The sequence below is a fragment of the Aeromicrobium sp. Root236 genome, assembly GCF_001428805.1.
Classification (GTDB): Bacteria; Actinomycetota; Actinomycetes; order Propionibacteriales; family Nocardioidaceae; genus Aeromicrobium.
This window is the reverse complement of sequence record NZ_LMIS01000001.1, coordinates 759276-775715: the sequence shown is the minus strand read 5'-3', so window position 1 is coordinate 775715 and position 16440 is coordinate 759276. Positions and strand designations below refer to the sequence as shown.

Sequence of the window (16440 nt, the reverse complement as noted above, 5' to 3'; positions counted from 1 at the left end):
CTAAGCCACCGAGAACCTAAGAACTACGTCACACGCTCTCAGCGCGGAGGGCGTGCGTCAGCGGGTCGACGATGAGGCCGATCTGCCAGGCGCGTGCGCCGTCAGCGGCCAACGCCTCGGTCACGGTGTCGACCGTGATCGGCGTCGGCGGCTCCCACGCGAGGTTGCGTACGAGCTGGGGGCTGATGAGGTTCTCGGTCGGCAGGTCGTGCTTCTCGGCCAGCTCGACGACGACCTCACGGCTGCGGGCGAGCCGGTCGGCGGCGTCGGGATTCTTGTCGGCCCAGGCGCGCGGCGGCGGCGGGCCGTCCGTGCGTTGTCCGGTCGTCGGGAGCTCGGACTCGTCGAGCGTCAGGCCGCGTTCGACCGCGTCGTACCACTCGCTCAGGAACCGACGCGGGCCGCGATTCTTCATGATGCGCATCGACTTGAGCGCGTTGGCGTCCTGCGGGGGATTGACCGCGATCTCGAGGATCGAGGTGTCCGGCAGGATGCGTCCCGGTGTGGTGTCGCGGGCCTCGGCGATCGCGTCGCGGGTCTCCCAGATCTCACGGACCAGGCCCAGCGCCCGGCGGCCGCGTGCCTTGTGGATGCCCGACGTACGACGCCAGGGCTCCTTGCGCTCGGGCGGGCCCTGGAACGACAGCAGCGCCTCGAACTCCTCGGCCGCCCACTCACGCTTGCCGGCCTTCTGGAGGTCGGCGTCGATCAGGTCGCGGAGCTCGATCAGCACCTCGACGTCGAGGGCGGCGTAGACGAGCCACGGCTCGGGAAGGGGACGGGTCGACCAGTCCGCCGCGGAGAACTCCTTGGCCAGGCTCAGGCCTAGGTAGTGCTCCACGAGGGCGGCGAGGCCCACGCGCGGCAGGTTGAGCAGCCGCCCGGCGAGCTCGGTGTCGAACAGCGACTCGGGATAGAGCCCGACCTCGGCGAGGCACATGAGGTCCTGCGTCGCCGCGTGCAGGATCCACTCGTTGCCGTCGAAGGCGGTGTCGAGGGGCACGAGGCTGTCGAACGCCGTGGGGTCGATGAGGTGCGTGCCCGAGCCCTCGCGGCGTACCTGCACGAGGTAGGCGCGCTGCGAGTAGCGGTAGCCGGACGCGCGCTCGGCATCGAGGGCGATCGGGCCGGTGCCGGCCGCGATGCGCTCGCAGGTGTCGCGGAGCAGCTCGGGGGTGTCGACGACCGGCGGCAGCGGGTCGCGGAGCTCGAGGCGCGGTGCTTGTGGTGTGACCGGCTCCGGCGTCTCGTCTGCGATGGCGTCGGTCGGGATCTCGTCGGGGGTGGTCTGGTCAGCAGGAGTCAACGGACACCACGCCTGCGCGGTAGGGGGATGACGCCGGGGGCCAGCGGGGGCAGCCCGGCGATGGCGCACAACAGGTTGGACCACGCAGCGGCGTGCGAGTCCATGCCCGGCGTCGGGGCCTCGGTCAGCGGCGTCCACGACGCGCGGACCTCGATCTGTGCGTCGGACCCGTCGGCCTCCATCTCGCCGAAGCCCTCGGAGCGTACGACCGTGACGCTCCCGCTGCCGGCCGTGTAGCCGCTGCCGTAGGCCTCGAGCGCCTCGGTCAGCCAGCTCCAGCCGACGCTGGGCAGCACGGGATCGGCTGCCATGTCGGCGTCGATGTCAGCACGGGCGAACGTCACACAACGGAACGTACCGCCCCAGGCGTCGTTTCCGGCAGGGTCGTGCAACAGGATGAAGCGTCCGGTGGCCAGCTCGTCGTCGCCCACCAGCACGTCACCGCTGATCGCGAACGCGTGCGGGGCGATGCGTTGGGGCGCGGGCATCTCGTCGACCACGACCTCGGGTCGAAGGACGGCTTGGCGTATGAGCTCCACCGCAGCGGTGAACTGCGCGGGGGTGCGGTCGATGTCGCTTCGGGCTCCCACACTGTGATCGTAGGCGTGCCGGGGTCAGCCCGGGCCTCGACACTCCGCACGAGCGAGGTCGCTGCCCGTCTCGGGCGGTCACCGCCCACCTGAGAGAATGCAGTGTGACTGCAACCCTGACTGACAGCGACTTCCTGCGGGCCGCCCGTCGCGACCAACCCGCCCGCACGCCGGTGTGGTTCATGCGCCAGGCCGGGCGCGCGCTGCCGGAGTACCTCGCGATCCGCGAAGGCGTCCCGATGCTCGAGTCGTGCTTCCGCACCGACATGGTCGTCGAGATCACGATGCAGCCCGTACGCCGCTACGGCGTCGACGCCGCGGTCTTCTACTCCGACATCGTCGTGCCCCTCAAGGCGATCGGCGTCGACCTCGACATCGTGCCCGGCACCGGACCGGTCGTCGCCGATCCGATCCGTTCGAAGGCCCAGCTCGACCAGTTCCGCGATCTCGAGGCCGACGACGTCACGCCGATCACCGACGCCGTCACCGCGCTCGTCGGAGAGCTGGGAGCCACGCCTCTGATCGGCTTCGCCGGTGCGCCGTTCACCCTCGCGTCCTACCTCGTCGAGGGCGGTCCCTCGCGTGACCACCGGCTGACCAAGCAGCTCATGTACTCCGACCCGGAGCTGTGGCACGCGCTCCTGAGCCGCGTCGCGGCGATCGCCGGGCAGTTCCTGCGGCTGCAGGTCCAGGCCGGCGCCTCGGCGATCCAGCTGTTCGACTCGTGGGCCGGCGCGCTCTCACTCGCCGACTACGAGACGTACGTGAAGCCGCACTCGGCCGCGGTGCTCGCAGCGGTCGCCGACCTCGACGTCCCCCGCATCCACTTCGGCGTCGGCACGGGTGAGCTGCTGCACGCCATGGGCGACGCCGGCGCTGACGTCGTCGGCGTCGACTGGCGGGTCCCGCTCGACGAGGCCGTGCGCCGCATCGGTCCCGGCAAGGCGGTGCAGGGCAACCTCGATCCGGCGGCGGTGTTCGCGCCGACAGAGTTCCTGCACGCTCGCGCAGCCGAGGTCATCGAGGCTGGACACGCGGCCGAGGGTCACATCTTCAACCTCGGGCACGGCGTGACGCCGGCGATGGACCCCGACGCGCTCACCCGGCTCGTCGACTTCGTCCACGCCTACGAGCCCCAGAGCTGACATGCGCGTAGCGGTCGTCGGCGGTGGCATGTCCGGTCTCGCCGCCGCGTACGAGCTCGTCGACGGCGGCGCCGAGGTCGTCGTGCTGGAGGGGTCCGACCGCCTGGGCGGCAAGCTCAAGCTCGGCTCCGTCGGCGACCTGACGCTCGACCTCGGTGCCGAGTCGATGCTCGCGCGGCGGCCTGAGGCGCTCGACCTGGTGCACGCCGTCGGCCTCGACGAGCGAGTCGTCAACCCGCGTACGATCACGGCGTCGATCTGGACTCATGGGGCGCTCCGGGCCATGCCGCCGACGGTCATGGGCATTCCGGCCGACCTCGATGCCCTCGCCGCATCGGGCATCGCTGGAGTCGACCCTCATGTCGTGCCGGTGCCCGACGAGGACGTCTCCGTCGCGTCGTTCGTCAGCGAGCGCCTCGGCCGCGACGTGCTCGACCGGCTCGTCGAGCCGCTGCTCGGTGGGGTCTACGCCGGGCACACCGATGCGCTGTCGCTGCGGGCGACCACGCCGCAGATCGCCGCGCTGGGTCCGGACCTGCTGGCCGGCGCCACGACGGCGCGAGCAGCCGCAAACGCGACGGGCCCGGTCTTCGCGGGTCTCGTCGGGGGAGTCGGCCAGCTGCCGGCCGCCATCTCTGCGACGCCCGGCATCGAGGTATGCCTCAACGCCACGGTGCGTGCCGTCACGCGTACGTCCGAGGGTTGGCGGCTCTCGGTCGGGCCGACCACCGACGTCGAGCACCTCGACGTCGACGCGGTCGTGGTCGCTGCCCCGGCGCCGGCCGCCGCTCGCCTGATCGCGGAGGACGCGCCCGACGCCGCGTTCGCGCTCGCCGCGATCGAGTACGCCAGCATGGCGATCGTCACGTACGTCTTCGACGAGCCCCCCGCGTTCGGCGGCTCGGGCTTCCTGGTCCCGCCGGTCGACCACACGTTCATCAAGGCCGCCACGGTTTCGTCCAACAAGTGGGAGTGGGTCGCCGACACCGGTCGCACGGTCATCCGCGCCTCGGTCGGCCGGGCCGGCGAGGCGACGCTGCTGCAGCACGACGACGGCGACATCGCCGCCCGCGCTCTGGCCGACCTGCGCACGGCGTTCGGCGGCCTGCCGGATCCACTCGACCAGGTCGTCCAGCGCTGGGGCGGTGGCCTCCCGCAGTACGACGTCGGGCACCTCGACCGCGTCGCCATCGTCGAGCGCTCCATCGCCGCTGTGCCGGGGCTCGAGGTCTGCGGCGCCGCCTACAACGGCGTCGGCATCCCGGCCGTCATCGCCTCGGGCCGGGCGGCTGCGCGACGCATCCTCGACGCTGGGACAATTGGGTCATGAGCGAGCGCGTGGAGAACAAGGGCAAGCTGGCCAAGGAGATCAACGACACGATCCGCTACACGATGTGGTCGGTGTTCCGCCTCGAGCGTCCGCTCGGCGACGCTCCTCGTGCCGCGTTCGCTGCCGAGGTCGACGAGCTCATCGGCAAGCTCGCCGGCGACGACGTCGTGGTCCGCGGGACGTACGACGTCAGCGGTCTGCGCGCGGACGCCGACCTGATGATCTGGTGGCACGCGCCGACGAGCGACGCCCTGCAGGCGGCCTACAACGCGTTCCGGCGCACCGAGCTCGGCTCGCACATGGCGCCGGTCTGGTCGCAGCTGGCCCTGCACCGGCCCGCGGAGTTCAACCGGTCGCACATCCCGGCGTTCATGGCCGAGGAGGAGACGCACCCCTACGTCTGCGTCTATCCGTTCGTCCGCTCGTACGAGTGGTACCTCCTGCCTGACGAGGAGCGCCGCGACATGCTGCGCGAGCACGGCATGCAGGCGCGCGACTACCCGGACGTACGCGCCAACACCGTCGCGTCGTTCGCCCTCGGCGACTACGAGTGGATCCTTGCGTTCGAGGCCGACGAGCTGCACCGCATCGTCGACCTCATGCGTGAGTTGCGGGCCAGCCGCGCCCGGCGCCACGTACGCGAGGAAGTCCCGTTCTACACCGGCCGGGCCCACACCGTCAGCGAGCTCACCGACCTCTGGCCGTGACCCGCTGAGCCTGACGCTTCTGCAGAGAGGCTTTCGGTTCAGGCGTCGGGCTGCAACGACAACGCCACACCATTGATGCAGAACCGCTGGTCCGTGGGCGTCGGGAATCCTTCGCCCTCGAACACGTGGCCCAGGTGCGAGCCACAACGGGCGCACCTGACCTCGGTGCGTACGCCACCGAAGACCGAGCGGTCCTCGATGTACTCGACGCGGTCCTCGGCGAGCGGCGCGTAGAACGCGGGCCAGCCGCAGTGCGCGTCGAACTTGGTCTCGCTGCGGAACAGCTCCGACCCACAGGCCCGGCAGGAATAGACCCCGACGGTCGGGTCAGTCTCGTAGGACGAGCTGAAGGGGCGCTCGGTGCCCTGCTTGCGCAGGACCTGGTACTCCTCGGGGCTGAGCTCGGCCTTCCACTCTTCCTCGGTCTTCTCCACGTCGTACGTCATGTGTCCAGCCTACGACGCGGGGCACGCTCAGCGCTGGGCGTCCTTCGCTCGCAGAGCTCGCTCCCGGTCGGCCGCGGCCGGCCTCCCTAGGAACCGGCGCACTTAGCGCTGAGCATCAAAGGGGACGTGCTCGAGGAGGTGCACGCTCGGGACCTCGAGCTTGCGCTGTGCCCGGGCGGTCCAGTCGATGCGGAGGAACTCCTGCACGATGTGCGGCTCGGTGAGGATGATCGCCTCGGAAGAGCCGGTGTCCTTGACCAGCTGCACGAGGGCGTCGATCGGGTCGTCCTCGGTGAGCAGCGCGGTGACCTGCTGGCCACGTTCGCTGAGGAGCGCGGCGCTGGCGTCGAGCTCGGACTGGCCGGCCTTGACGATCTCCTCCTGCACGTCCTCGATCGCGTCGGACTCGCCGATCGGCACGATCTGCCCGGAGCCGAGGGCGCTCATCGACGATGTCAGGATCGCGTTCGAGCTCTCGACCGGCAGCAGCAGGTGGTAGCGGACGGTGTCTTCGAGCCCTTCGTGCAGGGCGATGATCTGGTCGGCATCGAGGTCGTTGAGCTGGCGCTCGATGAGCAGAGCAACGTCATACATGTGCGGTAGTCCCTTCGTCGCCTTCACCTTACGGTGAGCCGCCGCGCGCGCCCGCGACTGCATCCATGTTCGGGCATACTGCGGCCATGGCCAAGACCCTCGACTCCCTGCTCACGGTGACCGGCGAGGTCGACCTCTCGGCGTACGACTCGCGCGCCACGACCGGGTTCGACGGCAAGAAGGCCGACGCGCTCAAGCAGCTGGCGGCGCTGGGCGAGGAGCTCAGTGACCTGCAGGAGAAGCTGTTCGCCGGAGGACGCGCCGGCACGAGCCCGGCACGGGTGCTCGTCGTGCTGCAGGGCATGGACACGTCGGGCAAGGGCGGCATCATCCGCCACGTCGCAGGCCTCGTCGATCCCCAGGGGCTGGCCATCACGTCGTTCAAGAAGCCCACGCCGGAGGAGCTCGAGCACGACTTCCTGTGGCGCGTCGAGAGCCGGCTGCCCGAGCCCGGCATGATCGGCGTCTTCGACCGCTCGCACTACGAGGACGTCCTGATCGGGCGCGTTCGCCGGCTTGCCGGGCCTGAGGAGATCGAGCGCCGCTACGGCGCGATCAACGACTTCGAGAAGGCGTTCACCGACTCCGGCGGGATCCTCGTCAAGTGCTTCCTGCACATCACCAAGGACGACCAGAAGGAACGGCTCGCCGCCCGCCTCGACGACCCGACGAAGCACTGGAAGTACAACCCCGGCGACCTCGACGAGCGGATGCTCTGGGACGACTACCAGCACGCGTACGCCCTGGCGCTGCAGCGTTGCTCGACCGATCACGCCCCGTGGCACCTCGTGCCGAGCGGTCGCAAGTGGTACCGCAACTGGGCGGTCGCTCAGCTGCTGATGGACCAGCTGCGCGGGCTCGACCTCACGTGGCCCGACGCCGACTACGACGTCGAGGCCGAGAAGACCCGGCTCGCAGAGATGTGAGGCCCGTTCCTCGAGCTCGCACCGTCCCTTGAGCTTGTCGAAAGGATCCTTCCGACAAGCTCAAGGAGCGGGTGGTCGCTCGACCCGTTCGGGGTCACGGGGTTTCGAGGCTACGGCCGCAGGCGGCCTTCGCACCTCAACCAGCGCGACCGGTCGCGCGCTGAGCGCGCTCGGGCATCCCTCAGGCGAACAGGGCTTCGAACGGGACCAGGTCGACGGCACCGACGGCGTAGCGCGCCAGGATGACCCGGGCGACCTCGACGTCGACGCCCAGAGGCTCGGCCACGGCGACAGCGCCGGCCTCGTACGCCAGCTCGGCGACGCGGTCGGGCAGGACGCCCGGCGCGAGGAAGAGCTGACCGACGGCGATGTGCCGCCGCCCGTCGGCACGGTGCGTGCGCACGGCCTCGCCCGCAGCGGGCGGGACCGCGGACGCGAACGCCGCGATCGTGGGCAGCTTGTGGTGAGCACCCCACGCGCGGGCTGCGCGCGAGATCGCCGCGTTGGCGATCGGGTCCGACGAACCGGCACCGGCCAGGACGAGGGCATCGAGCTCACGCACACGGTTCTTCGACAGCGCCTCGCGGAGCCGCTTGTCGAGGACGTGGAAGAACGCGTTCTCGATGCCGAGGACCTTGGTGGCCTCGATCTTGATGCCGTCGTGGCGGGCCAGTGCGCCCTTGATGACCTGCGGCACGTCGACGTTGGCGTGGAACGCCTCGGTCAGCAGCAGCGGCACGACGACGATCTCTTGGAACCCCTCAGCCACGAGCTGGTCGACGACGCGGTCGAAGTCGGGCTCGGCGAGGTCGAGGAACGCAGGCTCCACCCGGAGGTCAGGACGCATGCATGCGACCAACTCCGTAAGGGCTGTGATGGTCTGGGCAGAACGCGGGTCGCGGCTGCCGTGCGCAAGAGCAATGAGTGCTGGTGCGGTCATGATGCATCCTCCTTTCGAGATGGTGCTGTCGGTGATTCGTGGGTGGTCAGGTTGCTGGGGGAGAGCTGGCCGATGAAGCCGAGGCGGAACGCCCGCAGACACGATCGGCACTCCCACTCGCCGTGCGTGTCGCCGTGGGGACGCAGGTCCTCCTCGGCGCAGTAGGGGCAGTGGAACGGGACGGCGCGGGCGGTCATCGGAGGACCTCCTCGTCGGCACGGGCGACCCAGCGCGCGAAGGACTCGGCGTCCGCGCGCTGCTCGAGATACGTACGCGAGAGCTTCTCGATGTAGTCGGGCAGGTGATCGCCGATGACCTTGTGCGCGCGCAGCTTGCGACCGAACCCGGCCTCGAGCCCGAGCGCGCCACCGAGGTGCACCTGGAAGCCCTCGACCTGGTTGCCGTCCTCGTCCATCACGAGCATGCCCTTGAGGCCGATGTCGGCGGTCTGGATGCGGGCGCACGAGTTGGGGCAGCCGTTGACGTTGACGGTGATCGGAGTGTCGAGCTCGGGCACGCGCTGCTCCAGCTCACCGATCAGGTCCTTGGCGCGGTCCTTGGTGTTGACGATCGCCAGCTTGCAGTACTCGATGCCGGTGCACGCCATGGTGTTGCGGCGCCACTGCGACGGCCGCGCGTCGAGGCCGATCCCGGCGAGCGCGGCGACCAGCGACTCGACCTTGTCCTCCTCGACGTCGAGCACCAGCAGCTTCTGCATCGGGGTCGTGCGTACGCGGTCGCTGCCATGGGCCTCGACGATGTCGGCGACCTGGTGCAGCAACGTGCCGGAGATGCGGCCGACGGTAGGCGCTGCGCCGACGAAGAACTTGCCGTCCTTCTGGCGGAACACGCCCACGTGGTCGGCCGGGGTCTCGGGTGCCTCCGGCGCGTCGAGGTCGACGAGCGTACGTCCGAGGTACTCCGTCTCGAGCACCTCGCGGAACTTCTCGACGCCCCAGTCGGCGATCAGGAACTTGAGCCTGGCGCGGGTGCGCAGGCGGCGGTAGCCGTAGTCACGGAAGACGCTGGTGACGGCCTTCCAGACCTCGGGCACCTCGTCGAGCGGCACCCAGGCGCCGAGGCGCTGCGCGAGCATGGGGTTGGTCGACAGCCCGCCACCGACCCACAGGTCGAAGCCTGGCCCGTGCTCGGGGTGGACCGCGCCGGCGAACGCGATGTCGTTGATCTGCGGCACGACGTCGTGCCCCGGGTGGCCGCTGATCGCCGTCTTGTACTTGCGGGGGAGGTTGGAGAACTCCTTGTCGCCGATGAACTGGCTCTCGATCGCCTCGACGGCGGGCGTGCCGTCGATGATCTCGTCCTCGGAGACGCCGGCGACCGGGCTGCCGAGGATGACGCGCGGGCAGTCGCCGCACGCTTCCTGCGTCGACAGACCGACGGCCTCGAGGCGGTTCCAGATCGTCGGGACGTCGCGGATGTCGATCCAGTGGTACTGCACGTTCTGGCGGTCCGTGAGGTCCGCCGAGTCACGGCCGTACTCGACCGACAGGTCGGCGACCGTGCGCAGCTGCTCGAGGTTGAGCTGGCCACCGTCGATGCGTACGCGGAGCATGAAGTACTTGTCGTCGAGCTCTTCGGGCTCGAGGGTCGCGGTCTTGCCGCCGTCGATGCCGGGCTTGCGCTGCGTGTAGAGGCCCCACCAGCGGAACCGGCCGCGCATGTCGCCAGGATCGATCGACTCGAAGCCTCGCACGGAGTAGATGTTCTCGATGCGGGCGCGGACGTTGAGTGGGTTGTCGTCCTTCTTGGACTGCTCGTTGGCGTTCAGAGGCTCGCGGTAGCCCAACGCCCACTGGCCCTCGCCGCGCTTGGGGCGCGGCCGACGGGCTGGTGTGTCGGTGCCGGGTGCTGAAGCCATGAACTTCCCTTGGAGGCAGGGCACACGGCGATCAGGACGATTGCGTCAGGATGATGGTCGCCGCACGCCTGGATTGATCGAAATCAGTGCAGAGGTCGCGCGTTGATCAACGACACATCATGTTGCGGGCGCGACCGAGGTCGACGTGGAGTCGTCCCACGAGCCAGAGGGTCTGCGCAGCAAGCATGGAAACAGTGTGGATGCGCGCCGTGCGCGGCGACAAGCACCGGTCTTAGTATGTGGGACGCGTATCCAAATGTTGAGATCAGACCCGGCGGCTGAGCGTGAAAACGGGTGTGGTTGTGGGCTGGGTCACTCGTGCGGCACGAGGGCAGTCACGGCGTACGCACCGACGATCGACGCCAGGAGAGTCGTCCCGGCGGCGACGAGGGCGACGTCCCACGGCACCAGATCGGCGGTGGCGAGGCCGATCACTGCGGCGGGCTGGAACACCGCGAGCAACCCCAACGGGAGGACGGCGCCGCCCACGATCGCCGGTATGCCGGACAGGGCCTCGGGCCCACCTCCGTCGACGCTGAGCGTCGTCCACGCCCCGATGAGCCCGACGACGGCGGCGCCGACGGCTGCGACGACGAGACCGGGCTGGGTGAAGACTAGGGTGTCGCCGAGCCGGTCGTCGAGTCCGAGCGCCGCGAGGCCACCGAGCACCGCGCCGACCGTGTGGGCCGCGAGAGCAGGCAGGATCGTCGCCCACGGGCGCCGGCCGACGACCGCCAGGGTGAGGACGGCAGCCGGGTTCGCGAGGCCGAGGGCCGATCTCTCGTCGGTGGAGTGCAGTTGGGCGTACCAGGTGAACAGGACCGCCACCGCGGCGACTGCGGCGACCGCGAGCGTGGCGTCGGCGGCTCGCAGGGCCAGTGCGGAGACAAGCGTGATCAGGGCGGACAGCACGGCCGCCATCGTCAGAAGACGCATTCAGTTCTCCAGGTGAGGGGTCGCACGGGCGACGATGCCCGCAAGGTCGAGTCCGCGGGGGAGCGTGCCGAACGTGCCGCCCCAGTCGCCGGCGAGGCGCGAGGCGCAGAACGCGTCGGCGACGGACGGGTCGCCGTGCTTGATGAGGACCGTGCCCTGGAGGGCGACCGCCATGCGCCCGGCGATGCGCCGGGCCCGTACCTCGACGTCACTCAGGTCGGCGAGCTCGGTCAGCACCTCGTCGACGACGGCGTCGAGGCGCGCGTCCTCACCGCGTACGGAGCCGACCTCGGTGATCCACGCGTCGAGGCTCTCGGGCTCGCGGCCGAGCGCACGCAGGACGTCGAGCGCGTTGACGTTGCCGCTGCCCTCCCAGATCGAGTTGAGGGGCGACTCGCGGAACAGGAGCGGCATGCCGGACTCCTCGACGTAGCCGTTGCCGCCGAGGCACTCGAGCGCCTCGGCGACCATGAACGGCGTGCGCTTGCAGACCCAGAACTTCTCGAGGGCCAGGCCGATGCGGCGCAGCGCCTGCTCGTGCGGGTCGTTGAGGTGGTCGACCGCACTGGCGAGCCGCAGCGCGACGAGGGTCGCGGCCTCGCTCTCGACCGCGAGGTCGGCGAGGACGTTGGTCATGGCGGGCTGGTCCGCGAGGGTGGCGCCGAACGCCGCGCGCTGCGACGTGTGCCACGCGGCCTCGGCGAGTGCCTTGCGCATGATGCCGGCCGAGCCGAGGATGCAGTCCATGCGCGTCGCCGACACCATCTCGATGATCGTGCGGATGCCACGGCCCTCGTCGCCCAGGCGCACGGCGAACGCGTCGTTGAACTCCAGCTCGCTCGAGGCGTTCGACCGGTTGCCGAGCTTGTCCTTGAGCCGCACGATCGACAGCGCGTTGCGGCTGCCGTCAGGGCGTACGCGGGGCACCACGAAGCACGTCATGCCGTCGGGTGCCTGGGCCAGCACGAGGAACACGTCGTTCATCGGCGCCGACGTGAACCACTTGTGGCCCGTGATGAGGTACTCGCCGTGCGTCTCCGTCGGCACCGCGACCGTCGTGTTGGTGCGCAGGTCCGAGCCACCCTGCTTCTCGGTCATGCCCATCCCGGCCAGAAGCCCGGCCTTCTGCTCCGGCGGGCGGAGCCCGAAGTCGTACGTCCTGGAGGCCAGCCCCGTCGTCCACTGCTTGGCGAGCGCGTCGTCGGCTCGCAGCGCGGGCACGACGGCGTACGTCATGGTGATGGGGCACATGTGGCCCTGCTCCGTCTGGCCCCACGCGAAGAACCGGGCGGCACGCTGGAGGTGCGCGACGGGGCTCTGGGAGACCCACGGCTCGGCGGTGAGGCCGAACCCGACGCCCTGCGTCATCAGCCAGTGCCACGACGGGTGGAACTCGATCTCGTCGATGCGGTTGCCGTAGCGGTCGGCCGTACGCAGCACAGGCTCGTTCTCGTTGGCGAGGTGCCAGTGCTCGCGGGCCTCCGCGGATCCGGCCAGGCTGCCCAGCGGGGTCAGCGTCTCGACGATCTCGGCACCGTGGTCGCCGCCGAATGCCGCCACGGCGTCGAGCAGGGCGTTGTCGGCGGTCGCGACGTTGTATCCGACGAGTGGGGTCGCCTGGTTCGAAGGTGCACGCTGCAGGGGATCCATGTCGCTACGGTAGAGCCATGGCGGTTGAACCGGTAGGCCGACCGGCGATCCCCGAAGCAGGCAAGAAGCTCGTCGCCCGCACGGTCAGCAGCTGCTTCCGCTACCGCGTCACCGGGCTCGCCGCCGAGGCCGCGTTCTTCGCGATCCTGTCGCTCCCGCCGCTGGTTTTCGGTCTCGCCGGCACGATCGGGTTCATCGCCGAGCGCTACGAGGTCGCCAAGGTCGAGGTGCTCAAGGACCGGGTCATCGACCTCGCGTCCCAGGCGCTGACGCCCGGCACGGTCGACGCGGTCATCACGCCGACCCTCAACGACGTGCTCGGGGGTGGTCGCATCGACGTGATCTCGATCGGCTTCGTGCTGGCCCTCTGGTCGGGGTCGCGCGCGCTCAACGTCTTCATCGACACGATCTCGATCATCTACGGCCTCGGCGGTCACCGCGGCATCGTCAAGACCCGCGCGTTGTCGTTCGTGCTCTACATCGTCGCGCTGCTCGTGGGGATCATCCTGGTGCCCCTGGTGCTGGCCGGCCCCCAGGTCGCCGCAGACCTCCTGTCGGACCGTTGGTCGTTCCTGCGGTTCATCTACTGGCCCGCCGTCCTGCTGCTGTCCGTCGGCTTCCTCACGACGCTCTACCACCTCGCGGTGCCGGTCAAGAAGCGCTGGCGACATGGTCTGCCCGGTGCGGTGTTCACGCTGTTCCTGTGGGTCTTCGGCAGCTACTTCGTCCGGTGGGCGTTGGGCTTCTCGACGGGCGGCACGTCGATCTACGGTCCGCTGGCCGCGCCCATCGCCGTGCTGCTGTGGCTGTACGTCCTGTCGATCGCGGTCCTGATCGGCGCAGCGATCAACGCCGCCGTCGAGGAAGGTCTCGAGGAGATGGGCTGGTGGGGCCACCCACGCAAGGTCCGCCTCCCACCCGAGCCCGCCTGACCTGACTGAGTAGGTGGCGCTCGAAGGCGAGCGCAGGATTCGATCTTCCCAAAGAAAGTGACAGTACGCTATGATTTGATAGTCAACTGTCAGATTCACCTCAGGAGGAGACATGAAGGACTCGCCTCGCCGTTGGTTCGCCCTCGGCGCTCTCACGCTCAGCGTCTTGGTCATCGGCCTCGACGGCACCGTGGTCAATGTCGCGATGCCCACGTTGGCCCGCGATCTGGGCGCATCGTCAGCTCAGCTCCAATGGATCGGTGGCGGCTACCTGCTGGCACTCAGTGTCGCGATGCTGCCGGTCGGCCTCCTTGGTGACCGCTATGGCCACAAGCGCCTGCTTGTTGCGGGGCTGGCGCTGTTCGGCGCGGCGTCGGTGCTGGGCTCGATCGTCCAGACTCCCGCAGGAGTCATCGCGGCGCGGACGGCACTGGGCCTGGCCGCCGCGATGATCATGCCGCTTTCCATGGCCATCCTCCCGCGGGTGTTCGGCAAGGATGAGCTGCCGCGGGCGATCGCTGTCTGGACGGCCGCCACTGCTGTTGGCATGCCGATCGGTCCGATCGTCGGCGGCTGGCTCCTCGACCACTTCGCCTGGCCTTCGGTCTTCCTGTTCAACGTCCCGGTCGTTGTCGTGGCGCTGATTGCCGTGCTGGCGCTGCTCCCCGTCGACGAGCAACTGACTGTGGAGAGGCGACCGTTCGACTTCCTGGGCACGCTCCAGAGCGCCCTTGGCATCACCGCGATCGTCTACTCCACGATCCGGGTTCCAGACCACGGCTGGTTCGATCCTTCAGTGCTGGTCCCCATGGCTGTGGGTCTCGCTCTGATGGTGTTGTTCGTGCGTCGGCAGGCGAACTTCTCAGATCCGCTCGTCGATCTGGCGCTGTTCAGGATCCCGGCGTTCCGCTGGGGCTCGACGCTGGCGGTCTTCGTCAACTTCGCCGTCATGGGCACGCTGTTCGTCGTCCCGCAGTACCTCGCCGGAGGACTCGGACTCGGCGCGCTCGGCACGGGTCTGGGACTGCTTCCGTTGATCGGCGGCCTGATGGTTGCCGCTACCGCGGCCGAGCCGCTCGTCGCGCGTGCCGGCGAGAGGCTGGTCATCCCCGTCGGACTCGCGCTTCTGGGTGTCGGGGCACTCATCGGGGCCTCCACTGACGTGAGCAACGGCTACGGCTTCGCCGCGGTCTGGCTGTCGATCGTCGGCCTCGGTTTCGGTCTGGCTGTGGTGCCCGCGACAGGGCTGGTGTTCACCGTTCTGCCAGCAGAAGGGACCGGGCGTGGAACCAGTCTCCTCGAGTCGATCCAGCAGCTCGGCGCCGTGCTCGGCGTCGCCGGACTCGGCAGTCTGTTCAGCAGCGGGTACGCCAGCCGCCTGCCTGACGTGGCCGACGGTTTCGCGCATGGCATGTCGCTCGTGCTGCTGGTCGTCGCCGTGGTGGCTCTCGCCGGGGCTGCATTGGCCGCCCTCCGGCTGCCAATGCCCGTCGCCTGCGGCGTGGTCACGGCCCTGCCGACAGTCGAGCAGGAAGAATGGGCGGCATGAGCACCTCCCGCGACGCCGCGCCCGGACTGCGCGAGCGCAAGAAGCAGAAGGTGCGACTGGCCATCCGGCAGGAGGCGTACCGACTCTTTGCGCAACAGGGCTATCAGGCGACGACCGTCGACCAGATCGCCGAAGCTGCCGACGTGTCCCCTAGTACGTTCTTTCGCTACTACCGGACCAAGGAGCAGCTGATCCTGTCCGACGACTATGACCCGGTGCTCGCCGAAGCGCTGGCCCGCCGGCCCAAGGGTGAGCCGATCGTGGCGGCGATCCGGGCAGCACTCGCCGAGTCGCTTCTCGAGGTGCTGGCGGCTGACCGAGAAGAGCTGCTCAGTCGGATCCGGCTCACGTTCGACGATCCCGACATCCGCGCTCATGCCATGGAAGAGCAGCTGCGCAACCAGGACGAGGTTGCCCGGGTGCTCGGCCTTCACCTTGACCGGCCCGCAGAAGACCTCGACATCCGATGCGCCGCCGCCATGATCATCGCGATCTCCATGACCGTGATGCGAACCTGGGTCGCCTCTGGCGGTTCAGCGGATCTTGGGGCGCTCTACGAGAAACAGCTGGGTCTGCTCGAGAACGGTCTGCCGTTCTAGCTGAGGTCAGAGCTTGTCGAGCGGGTTGACGGCGGCCCAGGCCACGACGGTCGGGACGATGATCCACACGAGGACCAGCAGGATCGACGCGATGGTCGCGAACAGCTTCGCCCGGTCGTGGGGCGGGTTGCCGGCATCGCCGATGACCTCCCAGAGCGCCTTGAAGGACGCGTCGAGCGCGATGCGCGTACGACTGCGGGCGATCCCGGCCGCGCGGAGGATGCACCAGAACATGCCCAGCCCGATGACGAAGAACGCGCCGGCGAACGTGTACTGCGCCCACGCCTCGCCCGTCAGGCTGTTCTTGATCACCGAGAGCAACCCGGAGATCGCCGCGCCACCGACGAGGAACGCAGGCAGGGGGAGCGAGGACTTGTTGAGGTCGTTCATGATCGCGTCGACCTGGATCCGTGCGGTGGCCAGCAGCTGGTAGTCGTCGGAGCCGATCGGGCTGTTGGCCTCGCGCAGGGCATACAGCTGCCGGAGGTCCTTGACGAGTCGCTTCTGGTGGCTGCGGACGATCGCGGTGATCAGGAGCTGGACGACCTTGTTGGCAACCGGCTTGATCACGCCTGGCACCTTGAGGGCCGATGGCTGGCGAGCACCGTTGCGGTCGAAGACCTCGAGCGCCCGCATGGCCCGGCGGTGCGCCTCGTCGAACCGCGCCGGGTGCTTCAGCGGCTGGCGGCTGCTGAGCTCCTTGAGCATCTGGTCCTCGATGACGCCGGAGCTGCCGAACTTCTCGAGGACCGCGTTGACCTCGGCGTCGTCGTGCTCGCGGAACAGCCGCAACGAGTCGAGCCGGGAGCTCAGCTCGTCCAGGAGGAGGCTCTCCTCCTCGCGGATCGGTTCCTCGATGGCCATACGGCGAACGCTAGACCTCCAAGAGGTCCGCTGTCCCCAGTATGCCC

Annotated in this window: 17 protein-coding genes; 7 read left to right on the top strand and 10 right to left on the bottom strand. The window is 69.3% G+C overall.

Annotated features, from left to right (window positions below; all coding sequences use genetic code 11):
* Positions 1-28 precede the first annotated feature (28 nt).
* Positions 29-1306 (bottom strand): ribonuclease D, encoded by a 1278-nt coding sequence (locus ASE12_RS03985; RefSeq protein ID WP_056397238.1) that lies wholly within the window; start codon positions 1304-1306, stop codon positions 29-31.
* A complete protein-coding gene (locus ASE12_RS03980; protein WP_056397237.1) occupies positions 1303-1896 on the bottom strand; it encodes a DUF3000 domain-containing protein in 594 nt (197 codons plus the stop codon). The genes ASE12_RS03985 and ASE12_RS03980 overlap by 4 nt, the downstream gene beginning before the upstream one ends.
* A gap of 104 nt (positions 1897-2000) precedes the next feature.
* On the opposite strand from ASE12_RS03980, the gene hemE reads away from it, so the two are divergent.
* Genes hemE through hemQ form a run of 3 tightly spaced genes read left to right on the top strand, consistent with a single transcriptional unit; the run spans position 2001 to position 5078 of the window.
* Positions 2001-3041, top strand: a complete 1041-nt coding sequence (gene hemE / locus ASE12_RS03975) for a uroporphyrinogen decarboxylase (RefSeq protein WP_082582065.1) — start codon at positions 2001-2003, stop codon at positions 3039-3041.
* Between the two features lies 1 nt (position 3042).
* Positions 3043-4371, top strand: a complete 1329-nt coding sequence (gene hemG / locus ASE12_RS03970) for a protoporphyrinogen oxidase (protein ID WP_056397232.1) — start codon at positions 3043-3045, stop codon at positions 4369-4371.
* Complete coding sequence (hemQ, locus tag ASE12_RS03965) at positions 4368-5078, top strand: hydrogen peroxide-dependent heme synthase (RefSeq protein ID WP_056397231.1); 711 nt, start codon at positions 4368-4370, stop codon at positions 5076-5078. Before hemG ends, hemQ begins: the two co-directional genes overlap by 4 nt.
* 38 nt (positions 5079-5116) lie before the next feature.
* Here the strand turns inward: hemQ and msrB are convergent, their stop codons facing one another.
* Both msrB and ASE12_RS03955 read right to left on the bottom strand, forming a co-directional pair.
* Positions 5117-5524, bottom strand: coding sequence for a peptide-methionine (R)-S-oxide reductase MsrB (msrB, locus tag ASE12_RS03960; RefSeq protein ID WP_056397230.1), 408 nt, complete (start codon positions 5522-5524; stop codon positions 5117-5119).
* 102 nt (positions 5525-5626) lie between these two features.
* Positions 5627-6118: a hypothetical protein gene (locus tag ASE12_RS03955; RefSeq protein ID WP_056397216.1), complete on the bottom strand. Its 492-nt coding sequence runs from the start codon at positions 6116-6118 to the stop codon at positions 5627-5629.
* An 86-nt stretch (positions 6119-6204) separates the two neighbouring features.
* On the opposite strand from ASE12_RS03955, the gene ASE12_RS03950 reads away from it, so the two are divergent.
* Entirely contained in the window at positions 6205-7044 is an 840-nt protein-coding gene (locus ASE12_RS03950; protein WP_200954957.1) for a PPK2 family polyphosphate kinase, read from the top strand.
* A gap of 181 nt (positions 7045-7225) precedes the next feature.
* Here ASE12_RS03950 and ASE12_RS03945 read toward each other — a convergent pair whose 3' ends face one another.
* The 5 genes from ASE12_RS03945 to ASE12_RS03930 form a co-directional block, all read right to left on the bottom strand.
* Positions 7226-7984 (bottom strand): sirohydrochlorin chelatase, encoded by a 759-nt coding sequence (locus ASE12_RS03945; RefSeq protein ID WP_056397207.1) that lies wholly within the window; start codon positions 7982-7984, stop codon positions 7226-7228.
* A complete protein-coding gene (locus tag ASE12_RS19660) occupies positions 7981-8181 on the bottom strand; it encodes a hypothetical protein (protein WP_082582064.1) in 201 nt (66 codons plus the stop codon). Before ASE12_RS19660 ends, ASE12_RS03945 begins: the two co-directional genes overlap by 4 nt.
* Positions 8178-9863, bottom strand: a complete 1686-nt coding sequence (locus ASE12_RS03940; protein ID WP_056397203.1) for a nitrite/sulfite reductase — start codon at positions 9861-9863, stop codon at positions 8178-8180. The genes ASE12_RS19660 and ASE12_RS03940 overlap by 4 nt, the downstream gene beginning before the upstream one ends.
* 312 nt (positions 9864-10175) lie before the next feature.
* The gene (locus ASE12_RS03935; RefSeq protein ID WP_056397200.1) at positions 10176-10799 is read right to left on the bottom strand and encodes a hypothetical protein; all 624 of its coding nucleotides are present in this window, start codon (positions 10797-10799) and stop codon (positions 10176-10178) included.
* On the bottom strand, positions 10800-12449 hold the full coding sequence (locus tag ASE12_RS03930) for an acyl-CoA dehydrogenase family protein (RefSeq protein ID WP_056397195.1): 1650 nt from the start codon (positions 12447-12449) through the stop codon (positions 10800-10802). It lies immediately after the preceding gene.
* Positions 12450-12466: 17 nt separating this feature from the next.
* On the opposite strand from ASE12_RS03930, the gene ASE12_RS03925 reads away from it, so the two are divergent.
* From ASE12_RS03925 to ASE12_RS03915, 3 genes are all read left to right on the top strand, one after another.
* Entirely contained in the window at positions 12467-13381 is a 915-nt protein-coding gene (locus ASE12_RS03925) for a YihY/virulence factor BrkB family protein (RefSeq protein WP_082582063.1), read from the top strand.
* Between the two features lie 112 nt (positions 13382-13493).
* Positions 13494-14930 carry an MFS transporter gene (locus ASE12_RS03920; RefSeq protein ID WP_056397193.1) on the top strand — a complete coding sequence of 479 codons (1437 nt, stop codon included), beginning with the start codon at positions 13494-13496 and terminating at the stop codon, positions 14928-14930.
* Positions 14927-15529, top strand: a complete 603-nt coding sequence (locus tag ASE12_RS03915; protein WP_056404515.1) for a TetR family transcriptional regulator — start codon at positions 14927-14929, stop codon at positions 15527-15529. The genes ASE12_RS03920 and ASE12_RS03915 overlap by 4 nt, the downstream gene beginning before the upstream one ends.
* 6 nt (positions 15530-15535) lie before the next feature.
* Here the strand turns inward: ASE12_RS03915 and ASE12_RS03910 are convergent, their stop codons facing one another.
* Positions 15536-16393 (bottom strand): hypothetical protein, encoded by an 858-nt coding sequence (locus ASE12_RS03910; RefSeq protein WP_056397190.1) that lies wholly within the window; start codon positions 16391-16393, stop codon positions 15536-15538.
* Positions 16394-16440 lie beyond the last annotated feature (47 nt).

Bases quoted from the DNA above. Each gene is read 5' to 3' on its own strand.
- hemG (WP_056397232.1), top strand. From the start codon at position 3,043: ATGCGCGTAGCGGTCGTCGGCGGTGGCATGTCCGGTCTCGCCGCCGCG.
- hemQ (WP_056397231.1), top strand. From the start codon at position 4,368: ATGAGCGAGCGCGTGGAGAACAAGGGCAAGCTGGCCAAGGAGATCAAC.
- msrB (WP_056397230.1), bottom strand. From the start codon at position 5,524: ATGACGTACGACGTGGAGAAGACCGAGGAAGAGTGGAAGGCCGAGCTC.
- ASE12_RS03955 (WP_056397216.1), bottom strand. From the start codon at position 6,118: ATGTATGACGTTGCTCTGCTCATCGAGCGCCAGCTCAACGACCTCGAT.
- ASE12_RS03950 (WP_200954957.1), top strand. From the start codon at position 6,205: ATGGCCAAGACCCTCGACTCCCTGCTCACGGTGACCGGCGAGGTCGAC.
- ASE12_RS03945 (WP_056397207.1), bottom strand. From the start codon at position 7,984: ATGACCGCACCAGCACTCATTGCTCTTGCGCACGGCAGCCGCGACCCG.
- ASE12_RS19660 (WP_082582064.1), bottom strand. From the start codon at position 8,181: ATGACCGCCCGCGCCGTCCCGTTCCACTGCCCCTACTGCGCCGAGGAG.
- ASE12_RS03940 (WP_056397203.1), bottom strand. From the start codon at position 9,863: ATGGCTTCAGCACCCGGCACCGACACACCAGCCCGTCGGCCGCGCCCC.
- ASE12_RS03935 (WP_056397200.1), bottom strand. From the start codon at position 10,799: ATGCGTCTTCTGACGATGGCGGCCGTGCTGTCCGCCCTGATCACGCTT.
- ASE12_RS03930 (WP_056397195.1), bottom strand. From the start codon at position 12,449: ATGGATCCCCTGCAGCGTGCACCTTCGAACCAGGCGACCCCACTCGTC.
- ASE12_RS03925 (WP_082582063.1), top strand. From the start codon at position 12,467: ATGGCGGTTGAACCGGTAGGCCGACCGGCGATCCCCGAAGCAGGCAAG.
- ASE12_RS03920 (WP_056397193.1), top strand. From the start codon at position 13,494: ATGAAGGACTCGCCTCGCCGTTGGTTCGCCCTCGGCGCTCTCACGCTC.
- ASE12_RS03915 (WP_056404515.1), top strand. From the start codon at position 14,927: ATGAGCACCTCCCGCGACGCCGCGCCCGGACTGCGCGAGCGCAAGAAG.
- ASE12_RS03910 (WP_056397190.1), bottom strand. From the start codon at position 16,393: ATGGCCATCGAGGAACCGATCCGCGAGGAGGAGAGCCTCCTCCTGGAC.